Origin of the sequence: Pseudomonas sp. B392_1p, from assembly GCF_052245235.1 — a bacterium.
Taxonomy (GTDB): domain Bacteria; phylum Pseudomonadota; class Gammaproteobacteria; order Pseudomonadales; family Pseudomonadaceae; genus Serpens; species Serpens gallinarum.
The window spans coordinates 316,766-334,962 of the sequence record NZ_JBQPXM010000002.1 but is presented as its reverse complement, the minus strand read 5'-3'; the positions used below and the strand labels follow the sequence as shown (position 1 = coordinate 334,962).

General features: G+C 61.3%; 18 protein-coding genes and 2 tRNA genes. 13 read left to right on the top strand and 7 right to left on the bottom strand.

What is annotated here, in order from left to right; all coding sequences use genetic code 11:
* Positions 1-26: 26 nt before the first annotated feature.
* The 7 genes from pal (at position 27) to ACTV8E_RS03815 (ending at position 5,242) form a co-directional block, all read left to right on the top strand.
* A complete protein-coding gene (gene pal / locus ACTV8E_RS03845) occupies positions 27-545 on the top strand; it encodes a peptidoglycan-associated lipoprotein Pal (RefSeq protein WP_273535713.1) in 519 nt (172 codons plus the stop codon).
* 5 nt (positions 546-550) lie between these two features.
* The gene (gene ybgF, locus ACTV8E_RS03840) at positions 551-1,345 is read left to right on the top strand and encodes a tol-pal system protein YbgF (RefSeq protein WP_251836712.1); all 795 of its coding nucleotides are present in this window, start codon (positions 551-553) and stop codon (positions 1,343-1,345) included.
* A 289-nt stretch (positions 1,346-1,634) separates the two neighbouring features.
* Positions 1,635-1,710: transfer RNA gene (locus tag ACTV8E_RS03835), tRNA-Lys, on the top strand.
* Between the two features lie 78 nt (positions 1,711-1,788).
* Positions 1,789-1,864, top strand: a tRNA-Lys gene (locus tag ACTV8E_RS03830).
* A gap of 161 nt (positions 1,865-2,025) precedes the next feature.
* Positions 2,026-3,084, top strand: coding sequence for a quinolinate synthase NadA (gene nadA, locus ACTV8E_RS03825; protein ID WP_251836711.1), 1,059 nt, complete (start codon positions 2,026-2,028; stop codon positions 3,082-3,084).
* A 280-nt stretch (positions 3,085-3,364) separates the two neighbouring features.
* On the top strand, positions 3,365-4,753 hold the full coding sequence (gene hemN, locus ACTV8E_RS03820) for an oxygen-independent coproporphyrinogen III oxidase (RefSeq protein ID WP_443198548.1): 1,389 nt from the start codon (positions 3,365-3,367) through the stop codon (positions 4,751-4,753).
* A gap of 48 nt (positions 4,754-4,801) precedes the next feature.
* On the top strand, positions 4,802-5,242 hold the full coding sequence (locus ACTV8E_RS03815) for a CopD family copper resistance protein (RefSeq protein WP_273535709.1): 441 nt from the start codon (positions 4,802-4,804) through the stop codon (positions 5,240-5,242).
* Between the two features lie 143 nt (positions 5,243-5,385).
* Here the strand turns inward: ACTV8E_RS03815 and ACTV8E_RS03810 are convergent, their stop codons facing one another.
* The 3 genes from ACTV8E_RS03810 to ACTV8E_RS03800 are packed head-to-tail and all read right to left on the bottom strand — an operon-like array spanning position 5,386 to position 8,450.
* Entirely contained in the window at positions 5,386-6,432 is a 1,047-nt protein-coding gene (locus ACTV8E_RS03810) for a lipase secretion chaperone (protein ID WP_443198547.1), read from the bottom strand.
* Between the two features lie 55 nt (positions 6,433-6,487).
* Positions 6,488-7,438 (bottom strand): lipase family alpha/beta hydrolase, encoded by a 951-nt coding sequence (locus ACTV8E_RS03805; RefSeq protein ID WP_443198546.1) that lies wholly within the window; start codon positions 7,436-7,438, stop codon positions 6,488-6,490.
* 52 nt (positions 7,439-7,490) lie between these two features.
* Positions 7,491-8,450 (bottom strand): lipase family alpha/beta hydrolase, encoded by a 960-nt coding sequence (locus tag ACTV8E_RS03800; protein WP_443198545.1) that lies wholly within the window; start codon positions 8,448-8,450, stop codon positions 7,491-7,493.
* Between the two features lie 438 nt (positions 8,451-8,888).
* On the opposite strand from ACTV8E_RS03800, the gene ACTV8E_RS03795 reads away from it, so the two are divergent.
* The 5 genes from ACTV8E_RS03795 (at position 8,889) to ACTV8E_RS03775 (ending at position 14,303) form a co-directional block, all read left to right on the top strand.
* Positions 8,889-10,364, top strand: a complete 1,476-nt coding sequence (locus ACTV8E_RS03795; protein WP_443198544.1) for a flavin-containing monooxygenase — start codon at positions 8,889-8,891, stop codon at positions 10,362-10,364.
* The gene (locus ACTV8E_RS03790) at positions 10,348-11,289 is read left to right on the top strand and encodes an alpha/beta hydrolase (protein ID WP_443198543.1); all 942 of its coding nucleotides are present in this window, start codon (positions 10,348-10,350) and stop codon (positions 11,287-11,289) included. Before ACTV8E_RS03795 ends, ACTV8E_RS03790 begins: the two co-directional genes overlap by 17 nt.
* A gap of 83 nt (positions 11,290-11,372) precedes the next feature.
* Entirely contained in the window at positions 11,373-12,134 is a 762-nt protein-coding gene (locus ACTV8E_RS03785; RefSeq protein WP_443198542.1) for an SDR family oxidoreductase, read from the top strand.
* 180 nt (positions 12,135-12,314) lie between these two features.
* Positions 12,315-12,662 carry a ribonuclease E inhibitor RraB gene (locus tag ACTV8E_RS03780; protein ID WP_251836702.1) on the top strand — a complete coding sequence of 116 codons (348 nt, stop codon included), beginning with the start codon at positions 12,315-12,317 and terminating at the stop codon, positions 12,660-12,662.
* Positions 12,663-13,208: 546 nt separating this feature from the next.
* Positions 13,209-14,303 carry a 3-deoxy-7-phosphoheptulonate synthase gene (locus tag ACTV8E_RS03775; protein WP_443198541.1) on the top strand — a complete coding sequence of 365 codons (1,095 nt, stop codon included), beginning with the start codon at positions 13,209-13,211 and terminating at the stop codon, positions 14,301-14,303.
* Between the two features lie 124 nt (positions 14,304-14,427).
* Here the strand turns inward: ACTV8E_RS03775 and ACTV8E_RS03770 are convergent, their stop codons facing one another.
* Genes ACTV8E_RS03770 through modA form a run of 4 tightly spaced genes read right to left on the bottom strand, consistent with a single transcriptional unit; the run spans position 14,428 to position 17,390 of the window.
* Positions 14,428-15,240, bottom strand: a complete 813-nt coding sequence (locus ACTV8E_RS03770) for a TOBE domain-containing protein (RefSeq protein WP_443198540.1) — start codon at positions 15,238-15,240, stop codon at positions 14,428-14,430.
* Positions 15,240-15,947 carry an ABC transporter ATP-binding protein gene (locus tag ACTV8E_RS03765; RefSeq protein WP_443198539.1) on the bottom strand — a complete coding sequence of 236 codons (708 nt, stop codon included), beginning with the start codon at positions 15,945-15,947 and terminating at the stop codon, positions 15,240-15,242. The genes ACTV8E_RS03770 and ACTV8E_RS03765 overlap by 1 nt, the downstream gene beginning before the upstream one ends.
* A 12-nt stretch (positions 15,948-15,959) precedes the next feature.
* Positions 15,960-16,631, bottom strand: a complete 672-nt coding sequence (modB, locus tag ACTV8E_RS03760; protein ID WP_443198538.1) for a molybdate ABC transporter permease subunit — start codon at positions 16,629-16,631, stop codon at positions 15,960-15,962.
* A 9-nt stretch (positions 16,632-16,640) separates the two neighbouring features.
* The gene (modA, locus tag ACTV8E_RS03755; protein WP_251836697.1) at positions 16,641-17,390 is read right to left on the bottom strand and encodes a molybdate ABC transporter substrate-binding protein; all 750 of its coding nucleotides are present in this window, start codon (positions 17,388-17,390) and stop codon (positions 16,641-16,643) included.
* 212 nt (positions 17,391-17,602) lie between these two features.
* Here modA and ACTV8E_RS03750 point away from each other — a divergent pair, with 212 nt between their 5' ends.
* Positions 17,603-18,187 (top strand): sugar O-acetyltransferase, encoded by a 585-nt coding sequence (locus tag ACTV8E_RS03750; RefSeq protein ID WP_286010311.1) that lies wholly within the window; start codon positions 17,603-17,605, stop codon positions 18,185-18,187.
* Positions 18,188-18,197 lie beyond the last annotated feature (10 nt).

Below are 18,197 nucleotides of genomic sequence, written 5' to 3'. Positions count from 1 at the left end.
TCACTCGTAAAACTGGGGTTTTTAAAATGGAAATGCTGAAGTTTGGTAAGTTCGCTGCTCTGGCTCTGGCCATGGCTGTTGCTGCTGGTTGTGCTTCGCAAGGTGGCGATACCGCCGGTGAAACCACTGACCAAGACGCTGGTTATGCAACCGACGCGAACGCCAATGCTGTCGAAACCAACGGTTTCGATACCTCTGCTCAGGATGCAGAAGCCGCCCTGCGTGCTATCACCACCTTCTACTTCGAATACGACAGCTCGGATCTGAAGCCGGAAGCCATGCGCGCTCTGGATGCCCATGCCAAGGTTCTGCAGAACTCCGGCGTGCGTGTAGTTCTGGAAGGTCACACCGACGAGCGCGGCACCCGCGAATACAACATGGCCCTGGGCGAGCGTCGTTCCGCTGCCGTTCAGCGTTACTTGGTTCTGCAAGGTGTTTCCCCGGCTCAGCTGGAACTGGTGTCCTACGGCGAAGAGCGTCCGGTTGCTACCGGCAGCGACGAGCAGTCCTGGTCCCAGAACCGTCGCGTCGAACTGCGTAAGTAATAGTCATGGGTAAGTGCCGTCACGTATTGATTGCCCTGGTTGCCAGCTTTCCGCTGGCGGTCATGGCTCAAGTACCCGTGGTGGAAGGGGGAGCCAGCTACGGCAGGCTTCCTCCCTTGCCCACCGCAAGCGGCGCCCGCGATGCCTATGTCGGGGGAGGGATGACCGTCCCTCCCTCGGCACAGGGCGGACTGTTCATTCAGCTGCAGCAGATGCAGGAAGAGCTTGCCAGTCTGCGCGGCATGATCGAAGAGCAGCAGTATGAAATCCAGCGCCTGAAACAGGAAAGCCTGGAGCGTTATCAGGAGCTCGATCGGCGCATTTCAGAAAGTGCCGGAGCTGCCTCAAATCGAACGGCCATAGGTGAAACAGTCGCCAATGGCACCCCGGCCTCGGAGCCGGCCGACGCGGCGCCAGCGGACCCAGAGAAGGAAAAGCTGTACTACGACGCTGCCTTCGACTTGATCAAATCCAAGGACTTCGCCAAGGCTGATCAGGCATTCAACGCCTTCCTGCGACAGTATCCGAACAGCCGTTATGCCGGCAATGCACAGTATTGGCTGGGTGAAGTGAGCCTGGTTCAAGGCAGGCTGGAAGAAGCCGGGCAGGCCTTTGCCAAGGTGAGCCATGCTTATCCCAAACATAACAAGGTGCCAGATTCGTTATACAAATTGGCTGACGTCGAGCGCCGCCTGGGCAATATCGATAAAGCTAGAACGGCTTTGCAGCAGGTGATCGCCCAGTATCCTGGGAGTTCGGCCGCGAAGCTGGCGCAGCGGGACCTGGATAACCTGCGCTGAGACATGCACCTGCCAAAGCCCGCGTCTGCCGCGGGCTTTTTATTTGCGGGTCGAAAGGCAGCGCTTGGTGTTCGTGTGCGCTGCAGGGCGCTAAGCGAGACGATGATCATCCATGCTCGTCAGCTGCTGGGAGTCGACTATGGTTGATGATGGAAGGCCGTAGTGCGACAAAGTGGGGCGCAGCAGAGGGCTTTGCTGTGGCGGGGAAGACCGAGCCCCGGGATACCTATGATTTTTTTCACAATTTTCTTGAATTGCTGAGTGAAATCATTATCATGCAACGCCGTTGGGGTCGTTAGCTCAGTTGGTAGAGCAGTTGACTCTTAATCAATTGGTCGTAGGTTCGAGCCCTACACGACCCACCACTTCCAACGGTGTGGAAGTGCCTTCAAGAGCGGTTGGATTCTTGAAAAAGTAAAGTGATCAGTGGCAAAGGCATCATCGGGTCGTTAGCTCAGTTGGTAGAGCAGTTGACTCTTAATCAATTGGTCGTAGGTTCGAGCCCTACACGACCCACCAATTGTTCCTCTTGCAGAGGAAGCAAGAAGCCGGAAAATGACCTGAGAGGGTAATTCTCCGGCTTTTTCGTATGCGCAGTATCTCACTGCCCTGGTTCGGCTGTTGTAGAGGGGCGGTGTATACTCGCTTTCCGCACCGCAGTATCAGCAGGTCCCGCGATTATGTCTCATGTCTCCGAACGCATTCTGGTTCAAGCCCATCTCGACGCCAAGCAGCCCAAGCCGCTGACGCCTGCCGAGGAGGACGCTTATCGCCAGGATATCGCCGCCGAACTGAAGAAGCAGAATGCGGTACTGGTCGCTCACTATTACTGCGATCCGGTGCTGCAGGCGCTGGCTGAAGAAACCGGCGGCTGTGTGGCCGATTCGCTGGAAATGGCCCGTTTCGGCAGCCAGCATCCGGCGCAGACATTGGTGGTAGCCGGTGTCAAGTTCATGGGCGAAACCGCCAAAATTCTCAACCCCGAAAAACGCATCTTGATGCCGACTCTGGAAGCGACTTGTTCGCTGGACCTGGGCTGTCCGGTGGATGAGTTTTCTGCATTTTGCGATCAGCACCCTGAGCGCACTGTGGTGGTGTACGCCAATACCTCGGCGGCCGTGAAGGCGCGTGCCGACTGGGTGGTGACATCCAGCTGTGCATTGGAAATCGTCGAAAGCCTGATGGACAACGGCGAGACCATCCTCTGGGCACCGGATCAACACCTGGGTCGCTATATCCAGCGTGAAACCGGCGCCGACATGTTGCTGTGGGAAGGGGCTTGCATCGTTCACGAAGAGTTCAAGTCCAAGCAGCTGGCGGATATGAAGGCGTTGTACCCGCAGGCGGCTGTGTTGGTGCATCCCGAGTCGCCTGAAGCGGTGATCGAACTGGCCGATGCGGTGGGCTCCACCAGCCAGTTGATCAAGGCGGCGCAGACCCTGCCCAATGAGATGTTCATCGTCGCCACTGATCGGGGCATCTTCTACAAGATGCAGCAGCTGTGTCCTGGCAAGCAGTTCATCGAGGCGCCCACTGCCGGTAGCGGTGCTACCTGCCGCAGCTGCGCGCACTGCCCGTGGATGGCCATGAATACCCTGGAACGTATGCTGCAGTCGTTGCGTACCGGCAGCAATGAAATCCTCGTCGATGCTGCCCTGATTCCCAAGGCGGTGAAGCCGCTCAAGCGCATGCTCGATTTCACCCAGGCGGCGCGCCTCACGCTGGCCGGCAATGCCTGATCCGCAAACGGTTCAATGCCCGGCGGGCGCCTGATCCGACAGGCGCCTGTCGCGCTGGGCAAGCCACACCCTTGATCGTAGTCAATTCCAGCAGCGTCCCCAGTCTGTACTGTGCAGCCTATCCTGAGGCTCCAGGCCGGGCGTAAGGCGGGCGTGCGTCAGCAGACGACGCCCATGCTGACGCCTGGTGACGGGCCTTGATGATCGACGATGCCAACGCTGGCCGACCGGCAAATAGGCAGCGTCGAGGTTCAAAACGATTTGATGAGGTGGCTCGAACGTGGACCCTATGCTGAGTTTCAATCGCGCTCTGGTCGAAAAATATGACCGTCCCGGCCCGCGCTATACCTCTTATCCCACCGCGCCGCAATTCCACGAAGCCTTTGCCGTGGACGACTACCGCCAGGCCGCACAGGCCAGCAACAATGTGCCGGCGCCCAAGCCCTTGTCGGTGTACATCCATATCCCGTTCTGCCAGAGCCTGTGCTACTACTGCGCCTGCAACAAGATCATCACGCAGAAGACCCATCGGGCTGTCGAATACCTGGATTATCTCAAGCGCGAGATCGCCCTGCAGGCCGAGCTGTTCGACAGTCGCCGCCTGCTGACCCAGCTGCACTTTGGGGGTGGCACGCCCACCTACCTGACCAGCGATCAGCTAGGCGAAGTGATGGACGCACTGCACGACGCCTTCAATATGGACGACAGCGACAATCATGAGTTTTCCATCGAGGTTGATCCGCGCACCATAAGTCCTGAGCGCATCCATACCTTGCGCAAGCAAGGGTTCAATCGCCTGAGTTTCGGCGTGCAGGATTTCGACGCCGACGTGCAGGCCGCGGTCAACCGCATCCAGAGCGAAGAGCAGGTCCGTGAGTTGGTCGAAGCGGCACGCGAGGCACGCTTCAAATCCATCAGCGTCGATCTGATCTACGGCCTACCTTTGCAGACCGTGGCCAGCTTCGATGCCACCCTGAGCAAGATCATCGCCCTGCGCCCGGACCGTATCGCGGCCTACAGCTACGCGCACTTGCCCGAGCGCGTGCGTGCCCAGCGCTTGATTCGCCCCGAGGACATGCCGCCGCCAGAGCGCAAGCTGGAGCTGCTGGAGCTGACCATTCAGCGCCTGACCGCGGCCGGCTACGTGTATATCGGCATGGACCACTTCGCCCTGCCGGAGGACGAGCTCTCCCTGGCCCAGGCCAACGGTACGCTGCAGCGTAATTTCCAGGGCTACTCCACCCATGCCGATTGCGATCTGATCGGCCTGGGCGTGTCGTCCATCGGCAAGGTCGGCGATAGCTACAGTCAGAGCGTGAAACTGCTGTCCCAGTACTACGCGCGCCTGGACGAAGGCATGCTGCCAGTGCAACGCGGCTATCGGCTGAGTGATGATGACCGCCTGCGTCGCGAGTTGATCATGGAGCTGATGTGTCACGGTCGTATCGAATTCGCAAAGTTCGAGGCCGGCCACGGCATCGTTTTCCGCGAATACTTCGCCGATGCCCTGGCCCAGCTGGATGAGTTCGTCGCCGATGGCCTGCTGGAGCCTCACGACGACGCGCTGGTTCTGCTGCCCCAAGGGCATCTGATGATGCGTAACGTCGCCATGGCGTTCGACGCCTACCTGGGCACCGAGCAAACCGTGCGCTTCTCGCGCACCGTCTGAGTCCTGTCCAGACCGCAAGGTCGCTGAGCGGCGGCCTTTGGAGTGTCCATGACGTATGCCCTGTTGCACATCGTTCACCTGCTCGCGGCGATCATGTTTATCGGCGCGGTGTTCTTCGAGGTGCTGGTGCTGGCCAGGATTACACCGCAGATCAGCACCGAGAGCCTGACGGAGGTGCAGCGGGCTATTGGTGAGCGCCTGCGGGTGGTGCTGCACTGGGTGGTCTTATTCGTTTACGGCGCGGGCATCGGCTTGGCCTGGCAGCATCGCAGTGCGTTAGCCGCTCCGTGGAGCAGCAGTTTCGGCACGCTGCTGATGGTGAAGATCCTGCTCGCCATCGGAGTGTTCCTGTCCTTCGGCCTGGTGGCTATCCTGCTGCGCAGCGGGAAGATGACTGCCGCGCGCCGACACGCCATCCACTGGGCCATCTTTGCCCAGATGCTCGCCATCGTGGTGCTGGCCAAGGGCATGTTCTATTTCCACTGGTAGGGAAAGAACCGTGGTTTATAGGGCGGATCGCGCTTCATCGATCCACCGGGTGGCGGCCCACCGAGCAAAGCCAAGAAGGATGTAAAAACGCCATCCACCTTACGGACTGGCCACGCGCCCTAGGCGGCTGATCGGTCGTTGGGTTATTCCTCCGCCGCCGCCTTGCGGGCGAGCAGCACCTGTTCCGCGCCTTCCAGGCGCAGCCGTTCATTTGCATTGAAACGTTCTTCGGCCAGGCGGGCGATGGCGGCAGCCTTGTCGCCGGCAGCCAGGCCCGTGTGGCTGTCGATCTTGGCTTTTTCGCTCAGGTAATCCTGCAGGCGCTGATTCCATGCCTGGCGCTGCTGGTCGAGCGTTTCCAGGCGGGCTGTGGCTTCTGCGCCAACCAGTTGCTGGCGCAGTTGGCGAATCTGCCGAGGATTCGCGCCGGCGCGTTGCAATTCGGCGGTGCGCTGGCTCAGCTCGTTTTGCAGTTGCGGCAGAACCGCATCCTGCAATTCCTCCGGCAGGCTGGCGCGCAGCTGGTCAATGGCCTGGCCCTTGGCCTCGCTGCTCAGCGAGGGATCGTTCTGGATGGCCAACCGCTGCAGCGTGAACAGGTTGTAGCCTTCTTCCCGGCCGAAGAACGCCTGGTGGGCTTCGTGGCCAAAAATTCCGGTGCGTAGAGCCTGGACATTCAATTCACGTTGCCGCAAAGCGTCGAGGCTGGTCAGGGCTGTCTGGTTCTGCTCAAGAGTGGCGACCTGGGTCTTGTAATCGAGGTACTGAGCGAGCAATTCCAGTGCCCGCTCCCGGGCAGGCGACACCAATTGGCTGGCGATATAGGCCTGCAGGCGTTCGATGCTGGTACTGAGCGGCTCTTCTCCTGTGGCGGCTAGAAAGTAATCGAAGATGCGTCGAATATCGTCGCTGAGGATCAGTTGTCCGTTGGCATCGACTCGGAACTCACCATCCACGTCCGTGCCGCTGAACGAGGGGGGCAGGGTGGCCAGCACGCGCCCCGCCGAGACCATTTCAGCCGGCGTGGCCTGAGTGGACGGTATGGCCAAGTGGGCCGCGACCTTTGGCGCCTGTGTCGCCGGGGCAGGAGCCACTGTGAGGTCCTGAACGGGGGACGGCAGCAGATAGGGCAATGCCACGAAGGTGGCGACCAGCGCCAGGGGAACCATCAGCAGCAGGGTCTTGTTCATGGGCATCTCATCGAGCAAAGAAAAGTCATGCAGGAGGCCTTTCGGCCTCTGCAGATCACAAGCCTGCGTTCTTCAGGCGGTTGGCATGCTGTCGATAGACCGTGAGCGGATCGGTCTCGAACAGGCTGCTCAGGCCAAAGGCATGGTTGATCTGGTCCAGATGGTTCATCCGGTAGTTGTCACGGATGACCTTGCCCAGCCGCGAACTGCAGCGGCCTACCAGGCCATCGTTGTTGTCGCCTTTCTCGAATGTCAGCGAGAGCGCGCCGGTCAGCAGGTCGCTCACGTCCAGGGGGTTGGTCAGCGGGCTGGTGCCACTCCATGAGTAGTAATGCACGCCGTTGACCTTATGTGCGCCTTCGCCGCAGAAGGTTTTCGGGACCCCTTGCGGGAACTTGGCGTTGAAAGTTTCCATTCCTTTACGGTCCAGTGAGCCCAACGCCGCCACGGAGTTCTGCAGCTCGGAACTCGGGCTGCCTGAAAGGAAATGGATCACCGTGCCGAGGGCATTGAAAATGCCTGCCAAAACGGTCTCCGCGGGCGAGCCGGGCGCGACTTCCTGGCGCAGAAAATCGGCTGCTCCCGAGCCAAATTGTGGGCCGCCAATACTGGTAATGGAGGCCACGAGGTCCGGGCGGGTGGCGGCTACGTAGCGGGCGGTCGGGCCGCCGTGGCTGTGGCCGATCAAATTGACCTTGGGCTTGCCGCTGATGGCGACGATGTCTTCGACCTGCTCGATCAGTTCTTCACCACGGGTTTCCGTGCTGTTCAACTGGCTGACTTCGGTGATGTACACGCTGGCGCCGTCGCGGCGCAAGGTGGCGGGAATGCCATACCAGTAATCGATGCCCAGCATTCGGTCAAAACCGAGCAGGCCGTGTGAAAGCACGATGGGGTATTGGGTCTTGGTGTAGCCGGAGGCGCCGAACAGCCATGAGGCCTGAGCGTGTTCGCCCAGTAGCAGGCCGGCGCTCAGACCAAGGGCAATGAACGATTTCTTATTCATGGTGTGCTCGCGAATAGAGGTTGGGGGCTCCGCGACGAAGCCCCCGGAGTGCTCACAGGCCATCGTTCTTCAGGCGGTTGGCATGCTGCCGGTAAACAGTCACCGGGTCGGTTTCGAACAGGCTGGTCAGGCCAAAGAGCTGGTTGATTTCGTCGAGGTGGTTCATGCGGTAGTTGTCACGCACCACCTTGCCCAGGTGTGAACTGCAGCGGCCGACCATGCCGTCGTTTGCCTCTCCGCCAATAAAGGTCAGGGTTGCCACCCCCATCATGGCGTCGCTGGGGTCGAGGGGGTTGGTCAGCGGGCTGGTGCCACTCCATGAGTAATAACGCACGCCATTGACCTTGTAGGCGCCTTCGCCGCAGCGCTTGGCCGGCATGCCCTGTGGGTACTTGGCGTTGAAGCGTGCGGCGCCCTCGCTGTTCAGCGACTCCAGCGCACCCAAGGCATTTTGTGGTTCCAGGCTGGGACTGCCGGAGATGAAGTGGATCAGCTTGCCCATCTGGTTGACCAGCTCGGCGACAATGGTTTGGGTGGCTGAACCATCCGGGAACAGTTTCAGAAAGTCGGCAAGATCCGAACCGGTGTGCGGGGCGCCAACACTGGTGGCCGAGGCGATCAGCTCGGGGCGGGTGGCGGCGACATAACGGACTGTTGGACCACCATGGCTATGGCCGATCAGATTGACCTTGGGCTTGCCGCTGATGGCGATGATGTCTTCCACCTGCTCGATCAGCTCTTCGCCGCGGGTTTCCGACGTGTTCAGCTGACTGACTTCGGTGATGTAGACACTGGCGCCGCCACGGCGCAGTTCGGCCGGAATGCCATACCAGTAATCGATACCCAGCATGCTGTCCCAGCCCAGCATGCCGTGGGACAGCACGATGGGGTATTTCGTCTTGGTGTAGCTGGATGAGGTGTTGAACAGGTCGAACAGAGCGGCCTGAGCGCTGCCAGCGGATAACAGGCAGGCACTCAGGCTAAGGGCCATCAGGTTTTTATTGATCTTCATGGTCACTCTCGCAACGGGTTGATGTGGTGCACGTCCCTGTGGCTGCTACGCCCGTCTTGGGCGTGCACATCAGCCCGGGTGGAATCGCAGCTTCCATGCCATTCGCGATGACCGTTCGGCTGGAGGCTCTGGGGCATGGTGATTCTCGGTGGAGCAGGCAGATTGGGGCGTTCGGGAAGGACAGGGCTGTTACGCAGCGAAACGGTGGCGTGATTTCGTCACCTGCAGTGGGGCGCAAATACCGCTAACGAGTGCTGTATTTTCGACAATCCAACCTAAAGGCTGGGCTGTATCGATCTGATATCGGATTGCCTGCGCTGTAGAGTGAGCCAGCACAACAACGCTGTGATGCAGGCACCGGACGGTGTCCTTAACTCCCGTACAGGCTGTTGAGTCGCATCGATCCGCCCGCCGTGCACGGGTTTTCGGAGAACAACAATGCATGACGATTCTCGATCTTCCGCGCCGCTGCGCGTGTTGATCATTGGCGCCGGGTTTGGCGGGCTGGGCCTGGCCATCCAGCTGAGAAAGGCCGGTATCGAGGATTTCCTCATTCTGGAAAAGGCTGATGAAGTCGGCGGCACCTGGCGCGACAATCACTACCCAGGCGCGGCCTGCGACGTGCCTTCTCATCTGTACTCGTTTTCCTTCGCGCCCAAGCTAGATTGGTCGCGGGTGTTTGCGCCTCAAGCGGAGATTTTTGCCTACCAGCGCCAGCTCGCAGATGACCATGGCCTGCGCGGCAGCATCCGTTTCGGCTGCGAAGTCAGCGAGGCTACCTTCGACTCGTCCAGTGGCCACTGGCAAGTGCGCTGCACCAACGGCGAAACCTTCCATACGCAGGCGCTGGTCAGTGCCTGTGGCCAGCTCAATCGTCCGGCGTATCCGCAGATCCCAGGGCTGGAACGATTTGCGGGGGCGCGTTTTCATTCGGCGCGTTGGGATCATCAGGTCGATCTGCGCGGCAAACGCGTGGCGGTGATTGGTACGGGCGCCAGCGCCATCCAGTTCGTGCCGCAGATTCAGCCACAGGTGGCCAAGCTCTCTCTATTCCAGCGCAGTGCGGCCTATGTGCTGGCCAAGCCGGATCGCGCCTATCGGCCCTGGGAGTTGGCGCTGATGCGGCGCGTGCCGTGGGTGCAGCGCATCGATCGTGCGCTCAAGTACCTGCAGCACGAGTCGCGGGCGCTGGCCTTTGTCAGTTTCCCGGCCTTGCTCAAGCTCTTCTATGTAAGTTTTCGGCGCAACCTGATGCGAGGTGTCGGCGACCCGATACGGCGCCTGCACCTGACCCCCGACTACCCCATGGGCTGCAAGCGCATCCTGATGGCCAACGACTATTACCCGGCCCTGGCCCAGGGCAATGTCGAGATCGTCACCACTGGAATTCGCGAAGTTACCGAGCGCGGCCTGGTGACTGTGGATGGCCGCGAGCATGAGCTGGACGCAATCATCTATGGCACAGGGTTCTCCGCCACCGATTTTCTGGCCCCGATGCGCATCACCGGGCTGGAAGGGCAGGAGCTCAACAGTGCCTGGCGCGACGGTGCCGAGGCTTATAAAGGCGTCAGCGTCAGCGGCTTTCCCAACCTGTTCATCCTCTACGGACCGAATACCAACCTGGGCCACAACTCGATCCTTTACATGCTGGAAAGCCAGTTCCGCTACGTGCTCGGCTGCCTGCAAACACTGCAACGGGACGGGCTGCGGTATCTGGATGTGAAGCCTGCCGCGCAGCAGCGTTTCAATCAGAGTGTGGAGCAAGGCTTGAGCCGCACGGTGTGGGCGCAAGGCTGCCACAGCTGGTATCAGAATGCGGCGGGGCGCAACACCAATAACTGGCCGGGCTATACCTTCGCCTACCGCTATCGAACCCGACTGCCGGAGCTGCATGACTATGACTGCATTCGTTGATCTGCCTTATCCGCCGCGTATCCACCAGCGTCTGCTTGCCGGCGCGCTGCGCGGCACCTTGCGCCTGCTGTTCCGTGGTCTTATCCGTCCGTGGATGCCCATCGCAGGGCAGCGCACGGTGCTGCGCCTACTGACGGCTGCCACGCTGCCGATGCGCGGGGTATTGCGCAGCGCAGGCCAACTGGGCGGCATTCCTTGCGAATGGCACCGCCCCCAGCAGGACAGCGGCCGGGTCTGCCTGTATCTGCATGGCGGCGGTTATTTACTGGGCTCACCGGCCACTCACCGGGCACTGTGCTCAGCGTTGTCCAAACGGTGCCGGATGGCTGTTTGCGCCATCGACTATCGGCTGGCCCCCGAACACCGTTATCCCGCTCCGCTTAACGATGTACTGGAGGCCTATCAGGCCTTGCTGGAACAGGGGTATGCCCCGCAAAACGTTGTTATCGGCGGCGACTCGGCAGGCGGTCATCTGACCCTGACCAGTGCATTGGCACTCAAGGCCCAAGGCCTGCCACTGCCGGGTGCGCTGGTGTGTTTCTCGCCGGTCACTGACCTCAGCATCGAGCAGTTGCATCAGCCGCCGGCAGGCGATCCGATGATCGATCTCGGCTGGATTCGCCAGGCACTGGACCTGGCATCCCAGCCTGGGGTCGACAGCAAGGATCCTTCCGTCTCGCCGGTCTTTGCCGATCTGACCGGGCTGCCGCCGCTGTTGGTGCAGGTAGGAGAGGACGAAGTGCTGCGCAATGACAGCCTGCGCCTGGCCGAGCGTGCCCAGGCCTGTGGCGTGCCCGTGCGTCTGGAGCGCTATGCAGGCTGCTGGCACGTGTTTCAGGCCCATGTGGGGGTGCTTGACGTGGCCGATCTGGCGATCCAGCGCGTGGCAGACTTTTTGGAGACGGCGGACCGGCACGCAAGGTAATGGCAGCGGGCACAGTGACAACTCAGTTCTTGACCGGTTGGCCACTGCAGCCCAGGCAAGACAACAACAATAAGGAAGCCAACATGCACAACATTCTGATTACCGGCGCAGCTTCGGGCATTGGCGCGGCAACGGCGCGACTGTTTCATCGACGGGGTTGGGCGGTGGGCCTGGTCGATCTAAGCGGCGACGCTCTCGCGGCGCTGGCGGACGAGCTGGGTGGTGCCTGGCACCGCGCGCTGGATGTCACCGACGTGGAGGCCATCCAGGCAGCGCTGGTGGACTTTTGTGGGCAGCACGACGGACAGCTACGGCTGCTGTTCAATGGCGCCGGCATTTTGCGTTGCGGGCGCTTCGCCGAGATTCCGCTGAGCGAACACACCCGTGCCATCCAGATCAACGTGCTCGGCCTGCTGCAGTTCTGCCATGCGGCGTTCCCGTACCTGCAAAACACCGCCAATGCCCAAGTGATCAATATGGGCTCGGCGTCGGCGCAGTATGGCGTGCCGACCATGGCCAGCTATTCGGCCAGCAAGTTCGCGGTGCGTGGCCTGACCGAAGCGCTGGAGCTGGAGTGGCGCGAGCACGGGATTCGCGTCGGTGACCTGATGCCGCCCTTCGTGGCTACACCGATGGTTGCCAATCAACAATACGTGCCGCCGGTAATGCGCCGCCTGGGCGTGCGGCTAGATGCCGAGGACATCGCCGAGGGAGCCTGGCAACAGGCTCATGGTCCGGCCGTGCACCGTCCTATCAGTTTGCAGTTCAAATTAATGTACTGGGCCGGGCAACTCTCGCCGAGCTGGCTGAACAGGTGGGTGATGGGCTGGTTGAACCGCCCCTGATGTGCAGCTTTAACCGGTGACCTCGCTTGGTCACCCTGTTGAATCACGCTAATCTGGTGGGGCAGTGTCTGTTTCATGCAAGCCAGTCGTTCGTCACTTCACAAGGTTTTTCCATCTTTCAGGCAGTTTTGCCTGGCAATCGGCAACGCGGAAGTTCATCTAATCGAGAGGAGTTCAGCTATGAGCACAGCCTTTCACGAAGATGTCAGCAATACCGTTCTGCGCCGTATGAAAGAGGGCGGTTTCGACTTCGCCCGGGTTCATCCCATCGAGTTCTACGCCATTTTCCCGGATGAGGATCGGGCACGTGTGGCAGCCAGAAATTTTCGTGGTGAATCGCTCAATGCGCAGGTGTGCCCACGCACCGATGGCGCCTGGAATCTGCAAGTCAGCAAGGTGATGTACGCGACTCATTCGGGGATCGGCGACTTCGAGCATGACCTGGAAAACCTGGTTGAACCCTTGGGAGGCGTGCTCGATGGCTGGGGCGTGACCCAAGAGCTGGTTGCTCCAGAGCCAGATTGCTAGCAGGCCGTACGGAGGCGCATGGACAGGGAAAACCATGCGCCTTCGCCTGAATAGACGCCTCGAACCCTCTATTGCCGAGTTGAATCGTCATACGAGTTGGGGTAAGTTCACTCTCATTCAACGGAGTTTCTCAATGCCGCACCTTGCTTCCATCCATGCTCACACGTCTATCGAGGCCACCCGTGCCCGGATAGCGGGTGTCGGCGTGTTGGCGCTTTCGGCGTTGGGTTATTTCTATGGGTATTGGTTTAGCCACGGGCTGGCCTGATACTCATCAGGCGGCCCGCCTCAGCAGGGTCGCCTACCACAGTTCCACGAAACCCCCGGTCGGCTACCCGACCGGGGGTTTTGTTTTTTCCGGCCACCAAAAACGGCCATTCGATTTCACAGAGGATTCAACCATGTACAGCTACCGCACCTACCAAAGCTCTTCCCGTTACCTCGGCTGGCGATTTAGCCACGCGACCCACGCACTCACACCACTGCAACGAACAACCAGATAGAACGCCGCGCGCGGACCATCCCGCGCCGGCCGAGGACGCTCGAATGAACTCTTCCGTTTCCGCCCTGAACATCCCGCACCTGCACGCTGTTGAGCTGCCCGTTGACGAACCCCACCAGGGTCGACGCAGCACCCAGCCTCTGCCCAGCCCCGCCGAACTTCGCCAGCGCCTGCCTTTGAGCCGCGCCGTGGCGGCCCAGGTACAGCATCAGCGCCAGACCATCCGCAACGTATTGAACGGCGACGACCCACGCTTGCTGGTGGTGATCGGCCCTTGCTCCATTCACGATGCCGATGCCGCCCTCGACTACGCGCGGCGCCTGGCCGAACTGGCTCCGCAGGTAGATGATCAGCTGTTGCTGGTCATGCGCGCCTACATCGAAAAACCGCGCACCACCGTCGGTTGGAAAGGGCTGGTCTACGATCCGCATCTGAATGGCAGCGGCGATATGGCAGCGGGATTGGCACTGTCGCGCCGACTGATGCTGGAGATGCTCGACTTGGGCCTGCCGCTGGCCAGCGAGTTGCTGCAGCCTTTGGTAGCAGGCTACGTCGATGACCTGCTGGGCTGGGCGGCAATTGGTGCGCGCACCAGCGAATCCCAGGTGCATCGCGAGCTGGTCAGCGGCCTGGACATGGCGGTGGGGTTCAAGAACGGCACCGACGGCAGCCTGGGCATTGCCAGTGACGCCATGCGCTCGGCCGCCCATCCGCACCAGCACTTCGGCATCGACCTGCAAGGCCGCGCGGCCTTGGTGGAAACCCTCGGCAACCCCGACACCCATCTGGTACTGCGCGGCGGCCATCAGGGGCCAAACTACGATGCCGCCAGCGTCCAGGCGGCACGCGCTGCGTTGGAGAAAGCAGGTATCACTCCACGGATCATGGTCGATTGCAGCCACGCCAACAGCGCCAAGAACCCGCTACGCCAGCCGGCGGTGCTGCACGAGGTGATCGACCAGCGCCTGGCCGGCGATGCCAGCCTGCGCGCCGTTATGCTGGAAAGCCACCTGTTCGACGGCTGCCAGCCGCTATCCGGCGAGCTGCAATACGGTGTATCGATTACCGACGGCTGCCTGGGCTGGAGCGGCACCGAACAGCTGTTGCTGGAAACGGCGCAACGCCTGCGGCACGGCTAGGGCGTAAAAGCCTTAGTAAGTAGGGTGGATCGCGCTTTATCGATCCACCGGGTGGCGATCCACCAAGCGGGATTTGGTGGATGTAAAAGGCGACATCCACCCTACCGTTCTGATCGGGAACGGATCACGCCGGCACGCCGATGATCACGCTGGAGGCCTTGAAGATCGCCGTGGCGCGCTTGCCCACGGCCAGCGCCAACTGATCGCAGCTGTCGCGGGTGACGATGGCGGCCAGAGTGGCGCCGCCGGCCAGGTCGAGGACTACTTCGGTGTTTACCGCGCCGGGTTGGATGCGTGAGATGGTGCCGGTCAGGCGGTTGCGGGCCGAGAAGCGCGCATTGTCCTCGTCAGTCATCAAAATTACCGACGAGGATTTGACCAGCGCAAAGGCTTCGGTGCCTAGTTTCAGCCCCAGGCTTTCGGTGCTTTCGTGGGTGACGATGGCCACCAGCTTCTCGCCTCCAGCGATGTGCAGTTCGATCTCATCGTTCACCGCACCGGCCTTCACCTGGCTCACGGTGCCGAGAAACTGATTGCGTACACTGGTTTTCATGCTCATGCGCCTGATCAGGAGGTAGTCGTCGGCCAGCCCTTCGGCTTGCTGGCCCAGTTGCTCGATGAAGCGCCGGTGCTCGCGGTCCAGGGTGCGAAAGTTCGCTACCAGCTGTTCGCCCCGTTGGGTCAGGCGTGTGCCGCCGCCGCCCTTGCCACCGGCAACACGCTCGACCAGCGGCTCGCCGGCCAGGTTGTTCATGGTGTCTATGGCGTCCCAGGCGGCCTTATAGCTCATCCTGACGGCCTTGGCGGCCTGGGTAATCGAGCCGCATTCAGCGATGGCGGCCAACAGTGCGACCCGGTTTTCGCCGCCGAATTTTTCGCCAGCGACCGTCATCCAGAGCGAGCCGTGCAGTTCGATAGGCGTGTCTTTCCCTTTCATCACAGACTCCCTCGCTCAGCTTCCTGGCCCTGATGCATCGCGGCGTCTTCGATCATTCCGTCGCGCAAATGCAATACCTGATCGCCGAACACCTCGGCGTCCTCGGGATCGTGGGTGATCAGCAGCATGGGCACTTGCAGGCGCCGTTGCAGGTCGTCCAGCTCGCGGCGCATGTGGGTGCGCAACTGCGGATCGAGGGCTGAGAACGGTTCGTCGAGCAGCAACGCTTTGGGCTTGGCGATCAGTGCCCGGGCCAGGGCGGTGCGCTGGCGCTGACCGCCGGAAAGTTCGTCGGGCAACTGGTCGGCCACCGGACGCAGCTCGAAGGCGTCCAGCCAATAGTCGACCGCCTCGTGCTGAAGTGAGGCGCGAGGATTGAGCAGGCCGCGGCTCAGGCCGAAGCCGATGTTCTGCCGCACGTTCAGGTGCGGAAACAGCGCGTAATCCTGAAACAGATAGGCAATCTGCCGCGCTTGCGTAGGCAGATCGAGCTTCGCCGCGCGGTCGAACAGAGGGGTGCCGTCCAGGCGAATATGCCCTCGGTCAGGGCGCATCAGCCCGGCGATGGCCTTGAGCAACAGGCTTTTGCCGGAACCAGAGGGGCCAAGGATCACCAGCCGCTGGCTGTCAGTCTGAAAGCGCACCTGCATGCGGAAGCTGCGTTTGGCGGATTTCAAGGTTTTTTGAAGGTCGATATCAAACTGCATGGTCAGGCTCAATCAGCGGTTGGCGATGCGCCCGGGTGCCAGGCGCCCGGCAATCAACAGGATGGTCACGCAGACCGCCGAGGTGATCAGCACCAGCAGGTTGGCAACGTCGTCCTGCCCGGCCTGCACCGCCTCGTAGACGGCAATGGACAGAGTTTGGGTCTTGCCCGGAATACTGCCGGCGACCATCAGCGTGGCGCCGAATTCGCCCAGCGCGCGGGCGAAGGCCAGTAACACGCCAGCCAAGATGCCGCGCCAGGCCAGCGGCAGGGTGACGCGAAAGAACACCGCCAACTCCGAGAGGCCCAGCACTCGCGCAGCCTGTTCCAGTTGGCCATCCACCGCTTCGAAGGCGGCGCGCGCCGGCTTGAATACCAGCGGAAAGGCGACGATGGACGCGGCGATCACCGCCCCTTGCCAGGTGAAAATCAGATTGATGCCGAAGCTGTCATGCAGCCAGGCGCCGAACGTGCTGCGTTTGCCGAGCAGCACCAGCAGGTAGTAACCGAGCACGGTAGGCGGCATGACCATCGGCAGGGTCAGCAGGGTATCCAGCAGATCCCGGCCAGGAAAGCGCGCGCGTGCCAGTACATAGCCCACCGCCACGCCGAGTACCAGGGTGATGGCCGTGGCCCAGCCGGCGACTTTCAGCGACAGGGCGAGGGCAATCCAGACTGATTCCATAGCCGAGGCTCAGGGCTGCTTGAAGCCGAACCGGGCAAGGATTGCCTGGCCGGCCGGCGACTGAACGTAAGCGATAAAGCGCTCGGCTTCGACGGCGTGGGCGCTGCCGGCAACCCGGGCGATCGGGTAGCGGATGGCCACCTTGAGCGGCACGTCGAAAGCGACTTTGACCGTGGCTACCTCACGGGCATCGGTGGCGTAGACGAAACCGGCTTCCACCTCGCCGCGCGCCACGTAATTCAGGGACTGGCGCACGTTCTGGGTGGTAATCGCCTTGGCCTGCAGGGCCTCCCAGAGGCCTTCCGCGTGCAACGCCTGCTGGCTGTAACGGCCGACCGGCACGCTGGCCGGATTGCCGATGGCGATCTTCTCCACGCCTGCCTGCGTGAGGTCCGCGAAAGTGTTGAGATTCAGTTGGCTGGCACTCGGTACGACCACCACCAGATTGTTGCTGGCGAAGTCCTGTCGCGAGCTGGGAACAATCAGCTGCCGTTGCGCCGCTTGATCCAGGGTTTCCTGATCGGCGGCGGCAAACACATCCACCGGCGCGCCCTTGGCCACCTGTTGCAACAAGGAGCCGGAGGCGCCGAAATTCAGCAGCACCTGAGTGCCGCTATGTTCGGCCTCGTAACTACGGGCAATTTCTTTGAAGGCCTGGGTCAGGCTGGAAGCGGCGGAGACCGTCAGCTCGCCGGCCTGGGCGCCGCCGACGGCCAGAAAGACCAAGCCGGCCAGCAGCCGTTGCAACAAAAGTGGCATTTACTCTCTCCGCACGCGGCATGGTGCTGCAGCGCAATATAAACTTGTATATCACGCTAGCGCGAATTGCCTGAAACCGGGTTGATCGAAATCAAGGGGCGGATAAGCGGCGGCGAACGTTAGCCGCGTGGGCAGGCCGATAGAGGCAGCGAGTGCCGTTCAGGGGACTCATGTCGAGCCTGCAAACCGGCTCGCTTTTCAGAGGCTGCGTGATGAAAACCGAAAAAGAAAAAATGCTCGACGGTGAGCTGTACGATCCGCGTGATCCCCAGTTGTGCGCACAGCGTCAGCAGGCCCGGTTGTTGCTCAAACGCTTCAACGACACGGGCGACGACCAGCGTGAAGCACGTGCCCAGCTGCTTGGGTTGTTGATACCGGACCAGGGCAGTAACGCCTGGATCGAGCCGCCGTTCTTCTGCGACTACGGCAGCAACATTACCCTGGGTGACGACGTGTATTTCAATTTCAACTGTGTGGTGCTGGATGTCGCGGCCGTTCGCATCGGGTCGCGGGTATTGTTCGGCCCGGCCGTGCAGGTGTACGCAGCCACCCACCCGCTGGGTGCCATTGAACGGCAAAGCGGCCTTGAACTCGGCAAGCCCATCGAGATTGGCGATGACGTGTGGATCGGTGGCGGGGCGATTCTCTGCCCCGGTGTGCGTATCGGCGCTGGCACAGTAGTGGGCGCCGGCAGCGTGGTGACCCGCGATTTGCCGGCTGGCGTTCTGGCCGCCGGCAATCCCTGTCGTGTCGTGCGTGCTTTAGAGCCCAACGCTGCCCAGGTGACGAGGCAGTGACGGTTACCCC

Coding starts and splice junctions, on each gene's coding strand:
- pal (WP_273535713.1), top strand. CDS start 27: ATGGAAATGCTGAAGTTTGGTAAGTTCGCTGCTCTGGCTCTGGCCATG.
- ybgF (WP_251836712.1), top strand. CDS start 551: ATGGGTAAGTGCCGTCACGTATTGATTGCCCTGGTTGCCAGCTTTCCG.
- nadA (WP_251836711.1), top strand. CDS start 2,026: ATGTCTCATGTCTCCGAACGCATTCTGGTTCAAGCCCATCTCGACGCC.
- ACTV8E_RS03815 (WP_273535709.1), top strand. CDS start 4,802: ATGACGTATGCCCTGTTGCACATCGTTCACCTGCTCGCGGCGATCATG.
- ACTV8E_RS03810 (WP_443198547.1), bottom strand. CDS start 6,432: ATGAACAAGACCCTGCTGCTGATGGTTCCCCTGGCGCTGGTCGCCACC.
- ACTV8E_RS03805 (WP_443198546.1), bottom strand. CDS start 7,438: ATGAATAAGAAATCGTTCATTGCCCTTGGTCTGAGCGCCGGCCTGCTA.
- ACTV8E_RS03800 (WP_443198545.1), bottom strand. CDS start 8,450: ATGAAGATCAATAAAAACCTGATGGCCCTTAGCCTGAGTGCCTGCCTG.
- ACTV8E_RS03795 (WP_443198544.1), top strand. CDS start 8,889: ATGCATGACGATTCTCGATCTTCCGCGCCGCTGCGCGTGTTGATCATT.
- ACTV8E_RS03790 (WP_443198543.1), top strand. CDS start 10,348: ATGACTGCATTCGTTGATCTGCCTTATCCGCCGCGTATCCACCAGCGT.
- ACTV8E_RS03785 (WP_443198542.1), top strand. CDS start 11,373: ATGCACAACATTCTGATTACCGGCGCAGCTTCGGGCATTGGCGCGGCA.
- ACTV8E_RS03780 (WP_251836702.1), top strand. CDS start 12,315: ATGAGCACAGCCTTTCACGAAGATGTCAGCAATACCGTTCTGCGCCGT.
- ACTV8E_RS03775 (WP_443198541.1), top strand. CDS start 13,209: ATGAACTCTTCCGTTTCCGCCCTGAACATCCCGCACCTGCACGCTGTT.
- ACTV8E_RS03770 (WP_443198540.1), bottom strand. CDS start 15,240: ATGAAAGGGAAAGACACGCCTATCGAACTGCACGGCTCGCTCTGGATG.
- ACTV8E_RS03765 (WP_443198539.1), bottom strand. CDS start 15,947: ATGCAGTTTGATATCGACCTTCAAAAAACCTTGAAATCCGCCAAACGC.
- modB (WP_443198538.1), bottom strand. CDS start 16,631: ATGGAATCAGTCTGGATTGCCCTCGCCCTGTCGCTGAAAGTCGCCGGC.
- modA (WP_251836697.1), bottom strand. CDS start 17,390: ATGCCACTTTTGTTGCAACGGCTGCTGGCCGGCTTGGTCTTTCTGGCC.
- ACTV8E_RS03750 (WP_286010311.1), top strand. CDS start 17,603: ATGAAAACCGAAAAAGAAAAAATGCTCGACGGTGAGCTGTACGATCCG.